Origin of the sequence: Fictibacillus sp. 23RED33 (assembly GCF_015903925.1) — a bacterium.
Classification (GTDB): domain Bacteria; phylum Bacillota; class Bacilli; order Bacillales; family Fictibacillaceae; genus Fictibacillus; species Fictibacillus phosphorivorans.
On record NZ_JACZDX010000016.1, the window covers coordinates 1 to 13869 of the forward strand.

Annotated in this window: 25 protein-coding genes; all 25 read left to right on the forward strand. The window is 36.7% G+C overall.

All coding sequences use genetic code 11. The features are described 5' to 3' along the window. Window positions 1-124 precede the first annotated feature (124 nt). On the forward strand, window positions 125-313 hold the full coding sequence (locus tag IHV09_RS21890) for a hypothetical protein (protein WP_197265457.1): 189 nt from the start codon (window positions 125-127) through the stop codon (window positions 311-313). A 72-nt stretch (window positions 314-385) separates the two neighbouring features. After that, complete coding sequence (locus IHV09_RS21895; RefSeq protein ID WP_197265458.1) at window positions 386-1447, forward strand: hypothetical protein; 1062 nt, start codon at window positions 386-388, stop codon at window positions 1445-1447. A gap of 18 nt (window positions 1448-1465) precedes the next feature. Beyond that, complete coding sequence (locus IHV09_RS21900; RefSeq protein WP_197265459.1) at window positions 1466-3595, forward strand: fibronectin type III domain-containing protein; 2130 nt, start codon at window positions 1466-1468, stop codon at window positions 3593-3595. A 173-nt stretch (window positions 3596-3768) separates the two neighbouring features. Beyond that, the gene (locus IHV09_RS21905) at window positions 3769-4317 is read left to right on the forward strand and encodes a hypothetical protein (protein WP_231618453.1); all 549 of its coding nucleotides are present in this window, start codon (window positions 3769-3771) and stop codon (window positions 4315-4317) included. Between the two features lie 280 nt (window positions 4318-4597). After that, window positions 4598-4735 carry a hypothetical protein gene (locus tag IHV09_RS21910; protein WP_197265460.1) on the forward strand — a complete coding sequence of 46 codons (138 nt, stop codon included), beginning with the start codon at window positions 4598-4600 and terminating at the stop codon, window positions 4733-4735. A gap of 2 nt (window positions 4736-4737) precedes the next feature. After that, window positions 4738-5136, forward strand: coding sequence for a hypothetical protein (locus tag IHV09_RS21915; RefSeq protein ID WP_197265461.1), 399 nt, complete (start codon window positions 4738-4740; stop codon window positions 5134-5136). Window positions 5137-5344: 208 nt separating this feature from the next. Further along, entirely contained in the window at window positions 5345-5548 is a 204-nt protein-coding gene (locus IHV09_RS21920) for a hypothetical protein (protein ID WP_197265462.1), read from the forward strand. Window positions 5549-5600: 52 nt separating this feature from the next. Beyond that, window positions 5601-5945 (forward strand): hypothetical protein, encoded by a 345-nt coding sequence (locus tag IHV09_RS21925; RefSeq protein WP_197265463.1) that lies wholly within the window; start codon window positions 5601-5603, stop codon window positions 5943-5945. Continuing rightward, window positions 5945-6577 carry a zonular occludens toxin domain-containing protein gene (locus tag IHV09_RS21930; protein WP_197265464.1) on the forward strand — a complete coding sequence of 211 codons (633 nt, stop codon included), beginning with the start codon at window positions 5945-5947 and terminating at the stop codon, window positions 6575-6577. Before IHV09_RS21925 ends, IHV09_RS21930 begins: the two co-directional genes overlap by 1 nt. Next, window positions 6574-6924 carry a hypothetical protein gene (locus IHV09_RS21935; protein ID WP_197265465.1) on the forward strand — a complete coding sequence of 117 codons (351 nt, stop codon included), beginning with the start codon at window positions 6574-6576 and terminating at the stop codon, window positions 6922-6924. The genes IHV09_RS21930 and IHV09_RS21935 overlap by 4 nt, the downstream gene beginning before the upstream one ends. Before the next feature lie 5 nt (window positions 6925-6929). Next, window positions 6930-7325 (forward strand): hypothetical protein, encoded by a 396-nt coding sequence (locus IHV09_RS21940; protein WP_197265466.1) that lies wholly within the window; start codon window positions 6930-6932, stop codon window positions 7323-7325. Further along, a complete protein-coding gene (locus IHV09_RS22545; RefSeq protein ID WP_231618455.1) occupies window positions 7318-8052 on the forward strand; it encodes a lytic transglycosylase domain-containing protein in 735 nt (244 codons plus the stop codon). Before IHV09_RS21940 ends, IHV09_RS22545 begins: the two co-directional genes overlap by 8 nt. 208 nt (window positions 8053-8260) lie before the next feature. After that, entirely contained in the window at window positions 8261-8419 is a 159-nt protein-coding gene (locus IHV09_RS21950) for a hypothetical protein (RefSeq protein WP_197265467.1), read from the forward strand. A gap of 126 nt (window positions 8420-8545) precedes the next feature. Then, window positions 8546-8722, forward strand: a complete 177-nt coding sequence (locus IHV09_RS21955; RefSeq protein WP_197265468.1) for a hypothetical protein — start codon at window positions 8546-8548, stop codon at window positions 8720-8722. Between the two features lie 16 nt (window positions 8723-8738). Continuing rightward, complete coding sequence (locus tag IHV09_RS21960) at window positions 8739-8879, forward strand: hypothetical protein (protein ID WP_197265469.1); 141 nt, start codon at window positions 8739-8741, stop codon at window positions 8877-8879. Between the two features lie 164 nt (window positions 8880-9043). Continuing rightward, window positions 9044-9313, forward strand: a complete 270-nt coding sequence (locus IHV09_RS21965; RefSeq protein ID WP_197265470.1) for a hypothetical protein — start codon at window positions 9044-9046, stop codon at window positions 9311-9313. A gap of 32 nt (window positions 9314-9345) precedes the next feature. Then, the gene (locus tag IHV09_RS21970; protein ID WP_197265471.1) at window positions 9346-9537 is read left to right on the forward strand and encodes a hypothetical protein; all 192 of its coding nucleotides are present in this window, start codon (window positions 9346-9348) and stop codon (window positions 9535-9537) included. Window positions 9538-9566: 29 nt separating this feature from the next. After that, window positions 9567-9755, forward strand: coding sequence for a hypothetical protein (locus tag IHV09_RS21975; protein WP_197265472.1), 189 nt, complete (start codon window positions 9567-9569; stop codon window positions 9753-9755). A gap of 16 nt (window positions 9756-9771) precedes the next feature. Next, window positions 9772-10356, forward strand: coding sequence for a recombinase family protein (locus IHV09_RS21980; RefSeq protein WP_197265473.1), 585 nt, complete (start codon window positions 9772-9774; stop codon window positions 10354-10356). A gap of 444 nt (window positions 10357-10800) precedes the next feature. Continuing rightward, window positions 10801-11844 (forward strand): hypothetical protein, encoded by a 1044-nt coding sequence (locus IHV09_RS21985; RefSeq protein WP_197265474.1) that lies wholly within the window; start codon window positions 10801-10803, stop codon window positions 11842-11844. Window positions 11845-12154: 310 nt separating this feature from the next. Beyond that, on the forward strand, window positions 12155-12640 hold the full coding sequence (locus IHV09_RS21990) for a hypothetical protein (protein ID WP_197265475.1): 486 nt from the start codon (window positions 12155-12157) through the stop codon (window positions 12638-12640). Between the two features lie 444 nt (window positions 12641-13084). Then, window positions 13085-13264 carry a hypothetical protein gene (locus IHV09_RS21995; protein WP_197265476.1) on the forward strand — a complete coding sequence of 60 codons (180 nt, stop codon included), beginning with the start codon at window positions 13085-13087 and terminating at the stop codon, window positions 13262-13264. Window positions 13265-13267: 3 nt separating this feature from the next. After that, window positions 13268-13405: a hypothetical protein gene (locus IHV09_RS22000; protein WP_197265477.1), complete on the forward strand. Its 138-nt coding sequence runs from the start codon at window positions 13268-13270 to the stop codon at window positions 13403-13405. Then, window positions 13396-13536 (forward strand): hypothetical protein, encoded by a 141-nt coding sequence (locus tag IHV09_RS22005; protein ID WP_197265478.1) that lies wholly within the window; start codon window positions 13396-13398, stop codon window positions 13534-13536. Before IHV09_RS22000 ends, IHV09_RS22005 begins: the two co-directional genes overlap by 10 nt. 16 nt (window positions 13537-13552) lie before the next feature. Next, window positions 13553-13711 carry a PTS ascorbate transporter subunit IIC gene (locus IHV09_RS22010; RefSeq protein WP_072501964.1) on the forward strand — a complete coding sequence of 53 codons (159 nt, stop codon included), beginning with the start codon at window positions 13553-13555 and terminating at the stop codon, window positions 13709-13711. The last annotated feature ends 158 nt before the right edge of the window (window positions 13712-13869 follow it).

Sequence of the window (13869 nt, forward strand, 5' to 3'; positions counted from 1 at the left end):
CAGGCAGGAAAAGAACAGGAAGAAGAAGATTATGAAGTAAAACACTATTGATCTAGTTAATAACCGGGTCCCCGGTCATTATATAAAAAATAAAAAATCTTATTTTCCAGGGAGGAAAAATATTATGTTATTAGGCGCAGCAATCGACTTTACAGGAATTACACTACCATTTACGGTTAACGATTTAGTTGGAAGTGGTAATGCTCTACTTACAATCGTAGGTACATTTGTACTTTTAGGACTTGCTTTCACTCTTGTACCAAAACTTATCACTCTTATTCGTGGCTCTATCTCAGCAGCAAGAGGCCGTTAAGAACCTTTAAAAAAGGGGGGATAGTTAAAACTATTCCCCCTTTTTAAATACTAGAAACCGTGGGGTTTTTTAATGAATAAAAAATTTGTATTTTCTCTTATAGTCTTTGTAGTTTGTTGTTTAAACGTAACTAGTGTTTTTGCAGGGTATACAACCGCAACTTTTGAAGCTGATGCAGATAGAATGAGGGTGGATTTTGACCCTAATGGCGTTTACGAGTACAAAGTAGAGTATTTCAGAAATGGAGAATTTATATTCTCTGATTCCTGGCAAGGTTCGGGCATGGTTACAGGTATACACTATTTCACTTGTAACGGTTCATGGAAAATGACTTTCTTTAATTTTAGTGGTGGTGTTGTAGGAACTGACACGGTAAATGTCACCCAGGTATTAAGCGAACCGGAAGGGTGTACAGCTGCACCGCCAAAGAGTGGCGAATGTATAGGGTGTGATCTTTTTGAATGTCCCGGTTGGGATTCTTACATGGGAAAAGTAGATCAGATCATAGGGAAGATTCCACCGGCCCCGGATTGGCAACAAGTCGCAAATATATTCAGAGACACAATAGCACCAAGAATAAAAGCAGATATGGAAGATTTGTTAGGATATGCTCCAGACCCTCCAGAAATACCAAGAGGAACAGTTCCGGGGACAGTATTACCGGAAAAAAAACCAGAAGTCGATATGGTGATTGAGTTGGGGGATGAACCTTCATCACCAGGCGGTAGAGAAGCGCCAGGGCTAGGAGAATCAACATTTGACGAGGGCGACATAAAGAACGAAGCACCTAAAATTCCGGAGCGTGCAGACCCTACAGGGGGCTTTAAAATACTAGACCCTATATCCGGACTTCCTTCACAAGAAGAATTCGAGAAAAACAAGCCAGTTGAAGGAGAAGCACCGTTGCCAAAAGACCCAAAAGACCCGGATAATTTTTCGCCAAGTCCGATAGAAGGTGAAAATAAAGCACCAGAAAACCCAGGCGATCCGGACAATTACGCACCAACACCGGGAGACGACACAGGCACGGCACCTTTGCCGAACGAAAGCGGAACGGCACCGATACCAGGAGACAGCAACGACACGGCACCTTTACCAAGTGAAAACGGCACAGCGCCTTTACCTGGTAGTTAAGGAAGGAGAAAAAACAAAGTGAAGATTAAGAAAGGAAAAAGATTTCTTGCAGCATTAATGGTTTTTGTTTTTACCGTGGGTATGCTGCCAGTTACAAAAAGTTTTGCTTACACAGGCGGTTCGTTAGAAGGTAAAACCTTAAGGTTAGGTACAAGCATTACAGATAATGGTATAGGTACTAATAATTCCACAGATGGAAACGAAACAACAGGAACAACACTTGAAAAGAACGGTTTAAAGGATACATTGTGGTATGAATTCCCTGCCCTTACAGAAGTGTTCAGCCTTCGTTTAAGAGCGAAATTAGATACCACAGCAGCAAATAACGCCGTTTATGTCCTGTACTTTGATCAAAACGGCGTAGAAATACAAAGGCAATTAATTCAACTTAGTACAGCAGCTAACACGACAGATATAGATACGCCTAAAAACGGGGTGAAGAAGGTTGCAGTGTTAAATCCTTCACCAGACGCTTCAAGAACAATATATGAATTTGATGTATTTACAAATACAGATACAACACCCCCTAAGAATGTAACAGCCTTAAATTCTTCTAATGTTACAGATACGAGCTTTAGTGTGAACTGGATAAAGCCGAACGATCTTGACTATGACAAAGCGGAAATTTATTTAGATGGAGCTTTAAAAGGTAGTGTTGCAGCAACTAATATTCAAAACTATTCTTTTTCGGGTTTATCTAGTGATAGGAGTTTTGTGGTAAAAGTTGTTTCCGTTGATAGAACAGGAAATAAATCTTCCGGTTCAACAATTACAGTAAAAACGAATGTTCAGCCGGATACTACAGCGCCAGGAAATGTTGTAGATTTGACAGGGACACCAACACACAACGCTGTTTCACTAAGTTGGACGAATCCACCCGAACAAGATTTTGCCAGGGTTAAAGTCTATGAAAACGGAGTTTATAAAAGGACAGTAACAAAGGACAATACAAGCGCATTATTTGAAAATTTACAGCCGGAAACGGTTTATACATTTAAAGTAACCTCGGTAGATAACACTGGGAACGAATCGACAGGCTCAACAATCGAAGTCAAAACGTTAAAAATCCCAGAAATAAGCGATATTACAGATTTAACAGCAGAAGCTAAATTTGACCGGGTAAAGCTTTCTTGGAAGTTGCCAGAAAGTGAATATTTTCACCATGTGAATATCTATCGCAAAGAAATGGAAGATCAGTCTTTTTTAAAAGATATGTTTGGAAGTGTAACTGTGTCAGCAGCTACCACAGAAGATGGATATACACCTATGTTTGAAACAAATGGGACATATTGGACAGATTTAACCGTTACGCCTGGAACAGATTATCAATACAAATTGACGGCAGAAAATACTGCCGGAATTGAAACGCAAGGTATAGAGATAGAAACAAGCACACCGCAGGAAACACCGCCAAAAATGGAAGGTGTGGAGTACACAGAGAATGAAAATGGGGATTATGTAGTTACCTGGATAAGTCCAACAACAGGGAAAGTGAAAATTCTTGTTGGTGGTGATGAATATGTAATAGTTCCAGCAGCACAACAGACAGTGACTATCCCGAAGGAAGATTTGAAATATAACACTTTTGGTGTGCCTGATGTAAAAGTAAAACCTGTTTCAGAATCAGGACTTGAAGGAGAAGAAGAAACACCACCTAGATACGGTATGGGCGACACACCTTTTTCAGTCGGTGAGTTATTGGAAACCGGAAACGGGCTTTTATGGTATATATCACCTTTATTGTTGCTAGGGCTTGCCTTCTTACTTGTTCCCAAGTTAAGAAGATTAATTACACAAACTGTTGAAAAGGACAGTCCGAGAACAGAAAAGGTAATTGAAAGAAGAACGGTAGAAATGAAAGATCAGCAGCCCCAAAAAATAGAAAGAGATCATGTTGAACGACAAGATCGTCAGATAGGCCGAGAATTTAAAGACAAGATAGAGAAAACGGAAGCGCCAGGAAGACAAGTAAGAAGCGAAATACGAGATCGTGAAAAAACGACCTCTAAAATCGAGCGTAGGGAAACGAAAGGGCAACAATTAAGGGTAAGAGAAGCAAGGCAAAAAAGAGAGCCTAGAGAAGTGTCTAGGAGGGTTAGAGAAGCAAGGGCGCCAAGAGAACCAAGAAAGGGCAGGGGGGCTAGTTAAAGATGGATACAGACCTTTTACAAGGCATGGTGGACATAGTTTTTAAGGGGAATTTATTGTACCTTTCCCCTTTCCTCTTTCTCTTAATGGTAATCCTGTTTTCAGATCGTTTAATTGAATTGATCTATAACGCTATGGATAACAACAGCAGCAGAAGAAGGAATAGATACTAAATGGGAATCATAGGGGGCGCTTTTTCTAAACTATTTGGCTTTTTAGGTGACATTTTTGGTGGTTTATTTGGCTTCCTGGGTGATGTTTTTGGAACGCTGTTTAACTTTTTAGGTAACTTATTTGGCGGTTTGTTCGGTGTTATATGGGACGTAATAAAGTGGATAGCGAGGGCAATAGCAAAGCTCTTTCAGGAACTATTTGACCTTTTGGTTTCGTTTTTTAAGGTCATTTATGACGTAATCGAAGGGTTTTTATATCTCCTTTACATGATCGGGGTTCTAGCGGTAAAGCTCTTTCTAGTAATCTTCGAGGCTGCAAAAGTCTTATTTTCCTTCATTGTTGGACTAGGAAGAACGTTAGGAAGTCTAGTTTATTCCCCCCGTGGTGGTGGCGGTCATGGTTATTCCGAAATGATAGGGAAGCTTTTTAACAGTTTAGAAGTTATGCAGCTTAATTCCGTAGCTTATATCTTACTTTTTATGTTGTGGTTTATAACGGCTATTAGTGCAATAAAACTTATATCGTCAATCAGAGTTGGGGGAGATTAAAGCCTATGGATGTATCGGGAGTTATACATGGGTTTATAGATAGGATTTTTAAACCTCCTATAACATTCTTAAATCTAGCGATTGAAAAGTTACGAGAAGTGCAGAGTGTAACGGCACAAGGTTTAGATATAGGGCAGTATTTCGCAGTATTCGGAGACTTACCAGGAGCGTGGCAAATGGTTGTCTCCTCCATTTTACTGTCTACCGTGTTGCTAGGTTCACTATTAATTTTTAGGTCAGTAATGAGAATGTATTACGCAGTTAAAGAGGGGGTTAAGTGGTGGTAGAAGCATTTGTGTATATGTATTTTGTTGGAGCAGGAACAACGTTAGGAGCTGCAAGTGTTGTTTTATTGTCTTATAAGGTGTGGCAGCGTATGAAGAACAAAACAAACAAGAAAAGAAAAGGGGCATTTTAATAATGTTTGGTCTACTAAAAAGAAAAGATGATGATGAGTTTACTTTTGAAACTAGCGATCTACTAATTATTTTTGATGATGAAAAGCGCACAAGTGATGTTATGAGGGTTACAGGCATTACAGCAGATAGCGTTATGGTAGAAGGTTATTACAAAGTACCCCTGGAAGATTGCGAGATTACAAACGGTAAAGAGGGACGTAACTTCTTTTATAGAGCGCCTTCACAGTCCATAAAAGAAACCGAGCGCCTAGCAAGGTTAGAAGAAAGTATGGTTTTATCTCAAATAACAGCGTATAGACCGCCAGTTCCACCGACTTCAATGGATTGGACAAAAGGATTATTGTTTGCACTCGTTTTTATAGCTTTCATTGTATTAGGGGCTACAGGCTGCCAGGCTTAATGTTCGGTTTTAGTGGTTAAGAAGATCGGCTGCAGCAATCAAAAAACAGATCTTCTTAATCAAAAAGACGAACGTTACCAGCTGAAAGAATGGATCCAAACAAACTAAAAACCGAACAAAGAAAATTCTTATCAAAACTATACAACAAACACCCTTTTTGATAAGATTATAAAGAAGGTAAAAATATACATTAAAAGGGGTTTTTTGTATGAAAAAGTTTATTCTTAAATCTTTGTTGTGGTTAGTAACGATTTACACGGGTACACTCGTAATTTTCTATGTATGGGGCATTGAATTAAATTCAATAAAGCCAAACGCAGGGATATGGATATTTGGGGCGTGGGTGGGATTTATGGCGCAGTACTTAGGAAATATTGTTGAAAGCCTATTTTCTAAAAAAACAAGTGCTTGAGATAAGCATTGTAGAGCAATTAACTTCAAAAAGTAAAGGGGTTGTACAGTAAATGCAACACACAGCAAATGCAGAGAAGCTTCAATCTGTTATAAGTGATGATCTTTTTCCCCAGGTTCAACATATATCGGATGTTAAACAAGTAATTGAGGAAATGAAACATACTTCCCAGAACTTAAGAGAGCCACAAATGAAAGCACTTCTTCTTCTTAAGTCCCTGGGTGAAAACAAATACTTACACGGTGACAAAAACCCTTATCTTGATCTTTATAAATACATAGTCGGAGAAGGTAAAACTCATATTGCTTCCCCTGATTACTACCTGGATACAATCGAAGCATTGATACCAAAACCGCCTAAACCTGTAATCCTGGCAGATAAGGGGATGAAGAAGTAATGGCACACCATTTCTTTATAGAAGGACCATTAGGAGCCGGGAAAACCTTTCTTATGTCCTTACTAGCTCACCATTGGAAAGAGAAAACAGAAAGGAACGGGGGGAAGGTTAAACTATTCTCTAATTATGGTCTAGTTGATAGCTTTCCTATGACCCACTATACAGACTGGTACAAAGTTGCTGAAGCACAAGGCAGCATAGTTTGTTGGGATGAAGCACAAATGGCTTTCTCTAATCGTAAATGGAGTAAATTTGGTTCAACACTTGCAACAGAAGTATTGATGTTTACCCGTAAAATGCAATCAGTCCAAATATATTGTAGTCCTTCCATAAAGAACGTTGATAGCAGAATACGAGACATTGTAGAAGTTAAAGTGGCCGTTAGAAAGATCGGTGACAAAGGGTTTTCTCTTCACTTCATGGATTATCAGACAGGTGAATTTATGCATAAACAATTTATACCTATGTGGAAAGCTAACAAGTTCTTTAAAATGCGCCTTTACGATTCTTTTAACATGGTTCAGGGTTTCCCTTTACCTTCTACAGAGCCTCAGGGAAGAGAGTTTTTCGAGAAGTTAGAAGAAATACACGATAGAGCTAGAGGGAAGATAAGAAAGGAAATAACCGCATGATTCAATTAGAAGAATTTACACTCATTCCGAAAAACTACAAAAGTAAAGATCCACGCAGCCTTTTATATTTGTATCCTAACAGCGTAAATATTGTTGCTTACGCTAAGAAAATGCAGACCTTCGCCTTTTATCAGTCGTTAGAAATTGCAGAAGATTTAGCAAAGCGCCAGGGCTTTGTACTTGTTCCCTGGGAATGTATGCACTGGCAAAGAGCGAAGTTATTCGGTGTTGACCGAAAGGTTAAGATCGGCAGGAAATCTTACTTCATGATGAAAATAACAGACATGACAAAAACAGAAATGAGAAAGCTAGAAAACTACCTAGAAAACAATTTAGAGGGGGCTTAAGTCAAATGATTTTAACATTAAATAAGGTTGAAACGTCCGTACTATTACTACATATGGCAACTATGAGAAATAGCGTTAAAAAAGGCTTTAAAAAAGCGTATGGCAGCAAGGAAGGTAAGGAGCTATTAAAACGATTTGATGAAGTGAAAGAACAGCTAGAGAAGGAAATCGGAGCATTAACTCAGGAAGAAGTAGAAAAGGTTAGTTTAGAAGATAGAACGGACTTTCATTTTAATGTGAATGAATTTGATATGATCTACACCTTTGTTATGTGGTACAAGCCGGAACTACAGAAATTATTAAAGGCAGCCGGAAAGATTAAAGAAGAAGATCAGGAGCAGCTAAACACCTTACAAGGGGTTATAGATCAAATGGAAGAAGTGAAGCTGCAATATGCTTAAGAAAACAGCAGCCTTTTCTTTTTTTGCCTTTTTATTGTGCTTACAGTCGCCAGTAGAAGCAAGTCTGAACGAATGGGAAAGCGAAAGACAGACTTTACAGCAAGAAAGAGAATCTATTAAAGATCAGATCGAGCAGCTACAAACAGAAATAGAGAGCTTTCCAGAAGAACAAAAGGAAGAAAGAGAAACAGTTATAAATAAAAAGTTAAAGCTAGGTAGAGAGTACAGTAAAAAGGCAGCTTATGAAAATGCCTACTTACAAGCCATTGAATTTACAACCGGGGGAAGTGTTGAACCTGAACAAGCTTCACAAAATGTTTTTTCTTTTGTCCCGGTGAAAATGCTACCAGGTGAAGCAGCCCCAAAAGAATATATACCCCTTTATAAAGCAGCCGGGGAACGTTATGGGGTAGATTGGTTCGTATTAGCTTCAATTCATAAAATAGAAACTTCTTATAGCCGTATTCCCTTAATGGTTTCTAGCGTGGGCGCACAAGGTCACATGCAATTTATGCCCCCAACTTTTGCAGCATATGGAGTTGATGGGAACGGGGATGGAAAGCGTAGCCCCTGGAACTTAGAAGATGCTATCTTTTCGGCAGCGAACTATCTTTCTCATAGTGGATACAAGAAAGATATTAGAAAGGCTATATGGCATTATAACCACGCTGAAAGGTATGTGAATGATGTATTAGAAACAGCAACACAAATAAGGGGCAGTATGTAATGAAAAAAGACCCGGTTTACAGTGAAAATGTTTTCTTGAACGGGAAACACCACAGGCTTTTTAAAAAGATCAACTTCTACTTATATCGGGCTTTAGCATTTCTTCTCTTAACAACGGGTTTAGTTTATGTGATTTTAATATTAAGAATGGTACTTACAAATTATTGATACAATACGAACGTATATTCGTATATAATTAGGAGGTATTTATGGATATTTACGATATTTCTTTATATTTAAAAGAGCTTTCAGATAAGGCGGACGAGATCAAAAAGCTAGATAGAGATAGTTACAAACATTATAACGACAAGCAGATAATAGAAATGATTCTCGATGAAAAAATAGAAAGCTTGAAGAATGGAATATAAAAACGAATTTAAGCTTCTCATATATTGGTTCTTAATTTTCATATTTAGTGTATGGCTTCAATTTAAATTTCTTTTATAGGTGAGTGAATAGCCATAGGAGATTCAAAATATTAGGGGGTGAAAAATATGGATATTAAAGATATTATCGAAGCGAATTCTAAAGCTACTCCGTTTATTATTCCGTTAGGAATTATATTTGGCATACTGTCTTATTTTGAAGGAAGTTACTTTGTTTCTAGTTTAATTCTTTCTGTTTCAGGTATAAACCTAGCTCTTTTCTTACATGGTAAATTTAAATCTTGAGGGGGATATTTTGAATATGTCTATACTAGTTCGGTCTTCAAAAGTTAAAAAAAGCAGATGGTTTCAATGTGATGAAACACAGGCGATCAAGAAGATTAAAAGAAGGTCAAAAAACAAGATCGCTAAACAATCACGAAAGAAGAATACAAAGAAATAATTTTCTAAAACGTTCGTTTTTGATAAGAATGAACGAGATTAAAAAAACGATGTTTTTTATATGTTATGCTTTTATCAAAAATATTTACAAAAACAAATTTTCTCACTTTACAACAACAACCCTTTTTGATAAGATTATGAATATAAAGGAAAAGGAGGTAAAAAATGTTTTATAGTCCTTATAGAATTATTGCAAATATCACTATTATGACAATATTAATTGCTTCTCTTGTTTTTATCGTTTTTGTTTATGAACCTGATTCAAACAAAAGGGAAAGCCTGATAGCTGAAAAGCTAAGTGTTAAGAAAGATAAGTTTGTTTATGATTTTTATGAGGATGAAGTTTTAGTAGATGGTGGAAAAATTTATAAAGTGTTTTTCAATAATCAAGAAACAAAGATTACTAAATTTGTTTTTGTTGGTTATGAAAATTAGAAACATTATGTGCAATAAGAAAGGAGAACCATATGGGACATGACGATAAAAAGTACGATATAAAAGAAGGCGAATTGTTACCTAAATATGATGAAAACGGATTTGCCTTACAGCCAGATTATACATGTGATTTTTGCGGTTATCCAAATGATGAAACAGAGTATAAACAAACTGAATACGGTGAATATTGTTGTAAAAGTTGCTATGAAGAACAAAAAGAATAGTGTCACGTTACGTTGAAAGGGTGAGACAAATGGAGATAGTTAGAAAAAACTTTAGTGATACAGAGCTTTCGCCAATTATGAGTGTTGCTGTTAATGTTGCTTGTCCTTATTGTTTCAAGTCAAGGCAAGTAGAAGCGCCAGCGCCAGGAGAAAGCAACACAGTTATTTGTAAAGGTTTTATGTGTGGTAAGAAGTTTATTTTAGAAATGGAAGCATAAAAAAGGAGTGCTGAAAATGATTTTCGGTTATGCCAGGGTATCAACACAAGATCAAAACTTACAAATGCAAATAGACGAGTTAGACAAGTTCGGAGTTTTAGAAATTTTCGAGGAAAAAATTACAGGCAGCAAGAAAGATCGCCCGGCATTAAACGAACTTCTAAAGGTTTTAAGGAAAGGCGATAGGGTTGTAGTATACAAACTTGATCGGATCAGCCGCAGCACTAAACACCTTATAGAACTTGCAGAGCTTTTCGAGGAAAAAGGCGTAGAATTCATTTCTATAAAAGATAATATCGACACATCAACGGCAACTGGAAGATTTTTCTTCCGTATGATGGCTTCAATATCGGAATTAGAGCGCGATATTATAAGCGAGAGGACGCGCGCAGGGCTTTCAAGTGCCAGGGCAAGGGGTAGGCAAGGGGGCAGGCCTAAAAAGAACGAGAAAGCCATTCAAACGGCTTTAAAAATGTACCATTCGAAAGACTATAGTATTAGCGAAATTGTAAAAGCAACTGGAGTTAGTTCAGCTACACTTTATAGAAATATAAATAAAACAGTCGGTAACGAAAAAGATGGTATGAAGAATGAGGGGTGATTTCCTTTGTACTTAGAAAGGCAGAGGACGAAAGGTATTACTTATTTGTATCTAAAAACCTACTTTAGACGTGAACACTATTCTAGTAACAAAATGACAATTTATAAGTTTGGTAGGGTTGAAACAGCTTTAAGGGATATGTACGAATGGAAAAGAGATTTCAAGACGTTTCCAGAAGAACTTTTGGATAATGGTTGCACAAGGGAAGATTTAAACGCCTGGATAACAACGTTAGAAACAGGGATACATAAAACGGGGCGAAAGTTTTGTTTAGTGGTATAACCCACTAAAAGGCATAGGAGAAGGCAGCGCCTTCTCCCTCAAACAAACCTTTGCAAGAAGTTCAAGAAAGGTAGTTCTCATTACTAATAGTAATGATAAAAACCTTTTCTTGCAACGGGTAGAATTTATCAAATTTTGTAAGAATAAGGGAGAACGTCAAAAATGACTGAACAAGTATTTATTACACAAGGTGAAAACAGTTTTACAGATCGTGATTTTTTAACTCATGTCCTACATTATGGGCAACTAGATAGATGGGTGTTCTTTGAAAAAGGAGAAAAAACACCTGTAATAAATTCAAGTAATTCAATGAAGATCAAAGAGGGAACACAAGTTAAAATTTCCGAAACTATATTTGTTAAATGGTTGAAGCTGAATACAATGGTAGACCGTTCAAAGAGTAGAACAGAGAATTTTAAGATTAAGAGAAATATAACAAGCATTGCAAAGGCTCTTGGTTATTCTGATACATCTGGTCTTTATAGGGTTCTGCAACCTATGTATGAAGTAGGTTTAATAGATGTTAAAGAAAAGATGTTTAACGGAAAAAACACAGTTGATATTATTGTATATCCTTATCCGGTTTATTCTGATTCTACAGTAACAAAACTATTAAAATGTAGATCGTGGGAAAAGCGAAACTCACTTGGCATGGCTCTTTCTAAAAGAGGTGTTAAGAGTAAGAAAGACAAAAAGAATGAGGTTTCACCTGTAGACAAAAGTCCACAGGTGGAAAATGAGGAAAATGAAGTTTTTCCTGTAGACAAAAGTCTACAGGTGTCTGTAGACAAAAGTCCACAGGTACCTGTAGACAAAAGTCCACTATCTAATAATAATAAAGTCTCTAATAAAAATAAGTCTTCTAATATCAATAAATCAGAGAAAACAGAGAGTGAACTTTTAGAAGAGTTTATACAGGATAACAAACTAAAAGATATAGAGATTGATAGATTGAAAATGAAACTTTCTCTTTATCCTTCTAAAAACAAAAACTCTTTTAAAGCATACTTGTATAAATTATTGTTATCAGTAAAAAAAGAAATAGAGATAGAACCAAAAGGTCAAAACCTGGTAATAGGGGAAGATCATTATTTGAAAAGTAATTCAGTTAAAAAAACAGGGGTAGATGGAAACCAGGAATCAAACGAGCTTACAGAAGAAGAAGGAGCAAACTTCTTAGAAGAGCTTCTAAATGGTAATAAGTAATGAGTGAATTTTTCTATGAGGAAAAACGTGTAGTATGGTTGCTTATAGGAATTAACATCATTCATATAGTGAGCCTGGGAGTTTGGGGGGCGGGGTGAAATGTCGGAAATTTATGTTTACAGTCTTAATACTGCGATTGTACTGGGGTTAGCAACAGCTTCTCTAGGAATAATAAATGTAGTTTTTAGTTGGATAGATTACTTTCTAGGCAGAAGGTGAATAAGGAAAAGCCACTTCTTAAATGGAGTGGATTTTCTGTGTTCATAGGATTTATAAAACCCACGAAGAATATTTACGTGAGGTGATCTTTATGAAAATAGGTGAAGTATTAGCGTTGACCCTAGAGAAAAAAGTGTCTGTAATTGCAAAAGAAAGCCTGGATATAGGAGAAAAGAAAACGGTGGAAGCTCTTAAGAAAGCCGGGTGTTATTCCATAAGTGGTAAGAAGGGTTGGTATTTCGACGGTGAAAGAAGCGTTTTAGAAAAATCTATTTATGATTTTGTAGAAAAGAAAGCCGCGGCAGGAAATAAAAAAACTTCCCAGGAAAACAGAAAGAAAGGAAGTAAGGAAGTAAACTTAAAAACAAATAAACAAGTAAACAATAAAACTTATAAACCAGGAAGTAATAAACTTGGAAACCCAGGAATCAAACAAGTTGGAAAAGAAACAAAAAAAGTAACATATGAGATTGATCCAAAAATTCATGATGAATTAAAAATAAGGTCAATTCGAGAAAAAAGGAATGTATCGGAGATCGTAAACGAATTATTAATTAAAGGGCTTAATATGGATTAAAACGTGGGGTTTATAAATATAAGTATATATTTAATTTTGCACGGCTTTTGGACTGTTTTTGATGGCGTAAAGGTTATTAAATAGGGTTCAGTAAGTCGTGTTTTTCGTTTTTTTCTTTTTGGGGGTAAAAATGATTTTTAAAAAGTTTTGGCATATAGTTTCAAAGTTTTGGCATATACGACATAAAAAACCATGTGATAAATTGGAATTAACAAAAAAAGCAAATAAAAAAAGTTGCAGTCTTTCAACGGTCGCCAAACCATTGAGAGGATTACAAGGTACGGACATACCTAGCAACCGGAAAAATTCCACTTACAACTTACCAAGAATTATATCTATTTTTTGGTAATGCGTAAAGTAGGACTTTTAAAGGGATTGTTATGTCTTGCGCCTGTTCGCAAGTTGTAGCAATCCCTTTTTATTTTTGCTTTAGGGGTGAAACACATGGAAAACGAAACACAAATAGTAGTACCCGTTGAGATCAGGGAATTAACCAAGATCGAAACAGAAAAAGGAATTATAAATGTTATCCATGAAGTGAGCCTGGGCGATTTGATTATCTCTACCATTCTTTTATCCATTCTAATCTTCATGGTATTAAGTCGAGTGATTAGGAGGGGTTAGGAAATGTATGAGATCGTCGGTCAATCGCCAAAAACAATAATTCTTATTTATATCATGTTTATGGCAGCCTGTTTTGTAACCTATCCACTCATAAGGTTGATTACAACAGCAGCAGAAAAGGGGCTGAACAAATGGAGATAGGCGGCTTAATGGCTTATGCCTTCAAAGTTTTTTTAGGAAACCCGGACATTATGGCTGCTTTAATCACCTGGGCGGTTCTTGTAACCCTAGCGTTAACAGTCATAGAGATTTTTAAAGAAACAAAGCTATGAAAGGGGCTAGGCTAAATTGAATTTATCAGGTGTATGGGATTGGACATTTTTCTGGAACACATTCGGCTTCATTTTAAAAACAGTCGCTTCATTCTTAATGATCGTTGTGGCGATTATCGCAGTAGGTATGCTGCTTCAAGTAGTTATTAAGGCAGTAAGGAACAGCAGGGAATAGTTATGCTGCAACTTCCTACATTCTTTTCTAATACTAATTTATCTACAATGTGGGGTTATGTAGAAACTTTACTTAAATTTATTGCCCCGGGGGTTATGATACCCTTCGCCATTGTGTGTGTTGGACTTCTACTAGGTGTTGTTATTCGAGCCTGGAAA

Coding starts and splice junctions, on each gene's coding strand:
- IHV09_RS21955 (WP_197265468.1), top strand. CDS start 8,546: ATGGATATTAAAGATATTATCGAAGCGAATTCTAAAGCTACTCCGTTT.
- IHV09_RS21920 (WP_197265462.1), top strand. CDS start 5,345: ATGAAAAAGTTTATTCTTAAATCTTTGTTGTGGTTAGTAACGATTTAC.
- IHV09_RS21925 (WP_197265463.1), top strand. CDS start 5,601: ATGCAACACACAGCAAATGCAGAGAAGCTTCAATCTGTTATAAGTGAT.
- IHV09_RS21960 (WP_197265469.1), top strand. CDS start 8,739: ATGTCTATACTAGTTCGGTCTTCAAAAGTTAAAAAAAGCAGATGGTTT.
- IHV09_RS21895 (WP_197265458.1), top strand. CDS start 386: ATGAATAAAAAATTTGTATTTTCTCTTATAGTCTTTGTAGTTTGTTGT.
- IHV09_RS22005 (WP_197265478.1), top strand. CDS start 13,396: ATGGAGATAGGCGGCTTAATGGCTTATGCCTTCAAAGTTTTTTTAGGA.
- IHV09_RS21980 (WP_197265473.1), top strand. CDS start 9,772: ATGATTTTCGGTTATGCCAGGGTATCAACACAAGATCAAAACTTACAA.
- IHV09_RS21940 (WP_197265466.1), top strand. CDS start 6,930: ATGATTTTAACATTAAATAAGGTTGAAACGTCCGTACTATTACTACAT.
- IHV09_RS21990 (WP_197265475.1), top strand. CDS start 12,155: ATGAAAATAGGTGAAGTATTAGCGTTGACCCTAGAGAAAAAAGTGTCT.
- IHV09_RS21935 (WP_197265465.1), top strand. CDS start 6,574: ATGATTCAATTAGAAGAATTTACACTCATTCCGAAAAACTACAAAAGT.
- IHV09_RS21970 (WP_197265471.1), top strand. CDS start 9,346: ATGGGACATGACGATAAAAAGTACGATATAAAAGAAGGCGAATTGTTA.
- IHV09_RS21985 (WP_197265474.1), top strand. CDS start 10,801: ATGACTGAACAAGTATTTATTACACAAGGTGAAAACAGTTTTACAGAT.
- IHV09_RS22545 (WP_231618455.1), top strand. CDS start 7,318: ATGCTTAAGAAAACAGCAGCCTTTTCTTTTTTTGCCTTTTTATTGTGC.
- IHV09_RS22000 (WP_197265477.1), top strand. CDS start 13,268: ATGTATGAGATCGTCGGTCAATCGCCAAAAACAATAATTCTTATTTAT.
- IHV09_RS21915 (WP_197265461.1), top strand. CDS start 4,738: ATGTTTGGTCTACTAAAAAGAAAAGATGATGATGAGTTTACTTTTGAA.
- IHV09_RS21930 (WP_197265464.1), top strand. CDS start 5,945: ATGGCACACCATTTCTTTATAGAAGGACCATTAGGAGCCGGGAAAACC.
- IHV09_RS21950 (WP_197265467.1), top strand. CDS start 8,261: ATGGATATTTACGATATTTCTTTATATTTAAAAGAGCTTTCAGATAAG.
- IHV09_RS21995 (WP_197265476.1), top strand. CDS start 13,085: ATGGAAAACGAAACACAAATAGTAGTACCCGTTGAGATCAGGGAATTA.
- IHV09_RS21975 (WP_197265472.1), top strand. CDS start 9,567: ATGGAGATAGTTAGAAAAAACTTTAGTGATACAGAGCTTTCGCCAATT.
- IHV09_RS21890 (WP_197265457.1), top strand. CDS start 125: ATGTTATTAGGCGCAGCAATCGACTTTACAGGAATTACACTACCATTT.
- IHV09_RS21965 (WP_197265470.1), top strand. CDS start 9,044: ATGTTTTATAGTCCTTATAGAATTATTGCAAATATCACTATTATGACA.
- IHV09_RS21905 (WP_231618453.1), top strand. CDS start 3,769: ATGGGAATCATAGGGGGCGCTTTTTCTAAACTATTTGGCTTTTTAGGT.